Consider the following 1873-nt stretch of genomic DNA (forward strand, 5'->3'; position numbering starts at 1 on the left):
CGCCGACTGGACCGGGTGATCATCCGTTTCGCCGGTGACTCGGGTGACGGCATGCAGCTCACCGGTGACCGGTTCACCTCGGAGACGGCGTCGTTCGGCAACGACCTCTCCACGCTGCCGAACTTCCCGGCCGAGATCCGGGCGCCCGCCGGGACGCTGCCGGGCGTGTCGTCCTTCCAACTGCACTTCGCGGACCACGACATCCTCACCCCGGGGGACGCGCCGAACGTGCTGGTGGCGATGAACCCGGCGGCGCTGAAGGCGAACCTGGAGGACCTGCCGCGCGGCGCGCAGATCATCGTCAACACGGACGAGTTCACCAAGCGCGCGCTGGCGAAGGTCGGTTACGCGGCGGACCCGCTGGCCGACGGCTCGCTGGAGGGCTACCACCTGCACAAGGTGCCGCTGACGACGCTGACTCTGGAGGCGTTGAAGGACAGCGGGCTGGCGCGCAAGGACGCCGAGCGGGCCAAGAACATGTTCGCGCTGGGGCTGCTGTCCTGGATGTACCACCGCCCCACCCGAGGGACGGAGAGCTTCCTGCGCGGCAAGTTCGCGAAGAAGCCGCAGATCGCCGAGGCGAACATCAGCGCCTTCAAGGCGGGCTGGAACTTCGGTGAGACCACGGAGACCTTCGCGGTCTCCTACGAGGTGCCGCCGGCCAGGCTCCCGGCCGGGCGCTACCGCAACATCTCGGGGAACCTGGCGCTCTCCTACGGCCTGATCGCCGCCGCGCAGCGCTGCGGGCTGCCGCTGTACCTGGGTTCGTACCCGATCACGCCGGCGTCGGACATCCTGCACGAGCTGAGCCGGCACAAGAACTTCGGGGTCCGTACCTTCCAGGCCGAGGACGAGATCGCCGGGATCGGTGCGGCGCTCGGCGCGTCCTTCGGTGGCGCGCTGGGGGTGACGACGACCTCGGGCCCCGGGGTGGCGTTGAAGAGTGAGACGATCGGTCTGGCGGTGTCGCTGGAGCTGCCGTTGCTGGTGGTGGACATCCAGCGCGGTGGGCCCTCCACCGGTCTGCCGACCAAGACGGAGCAGGCGGATCTGCTGCAGGCGATGTTCGGGCGCAACGGTGAGGCGCCGGTGCCGATCGTCGCTCCGGCGACGCCGGCGGAGTGCTTCGACGCGGCGCTGGAGGCGGCGCGGATCGCGGTGACGTACCGGACGCCGGTGTTCCTGCTCTCGGACGGCTACCTGGCGAACGGCTCGGAGCCGTGGCGGATCCCGGAGGTGGAGGAACTCCCGCTGGTCAGTGCGGACTTCGCGACCGGGCCGAACCGCGAGGACGGCTCGTTCTGGCCCTATCTGCGGGATCCGAGGACCTTGGCCAGGCCGTGGGCGCTGCCCGGTACGCCGGGGCTGGAGCACCGGATCGGCGGGATCGAGAAGCAGGACGGGACGGGGAACATCTCCTACGATCCGGCGAACCACGACTTCATGGTCCGTACCCGGCAGGCGAAGGTCGACGGGGTCGCCGTCCCCGATGTGGAGGTCGACGACCCGAGTGGCGAGGCGCGGGTGCTGGTGCTGGGGTGGGGTTCGACGTACGGGCCGATCACCGCGGCCGTGCGGCGGGTGCGGGCGGACGGCGGGGAGGTCGCTCAGGCGCACCTGCGTCACCTGAATCCCTTCCCGGCCAACCTGGGCGCGGTGCTCAGGAGTTACGAGAAGGTCGTCGTGCCGGAGATGAATCTGGGCCAGCTCGCGCTGCTGCTGCGGGCGAAGTACCTGGTGGACGCGGAGTCCTACAACCAGGTGCGTGGGCTGCCGTTCAAGGCGGCGCAGTTGGCGGACGTGCTGTCGGCGGCGATCGGCGCCCTGGACGAGGAGGACCACCGATGAGTGAGAACGGCTTCCCGTCCCTGAA

At 69.9% G+C, this 1873-nt stretch carries 1 protein-coding gene; it reads left to right on the forward strand.

Going from position 1 to position 1873, the window contains the following annotated elements; genetic code table 11:
- Positions 1-1848 (forward strand): 2-oxoacid:acceptor oxidoreductase subunit alpha (locus ACIP37_RS37735; protein ID WP_400845411.1); only part of this gene is annotated, 1848 nt, incomplete at its 5' end.
- Positions 1849-1873: the final 25 nt, after the last annotated feature.

Source organism: Kitasatospora sp. NPDC088861 (assembly GCF_044750105.1).
GTDB lineage: Bacteria > Actinomycetota > Actinomycetes > Streptomycetales > Streptomycetaceae > Kitasatospora.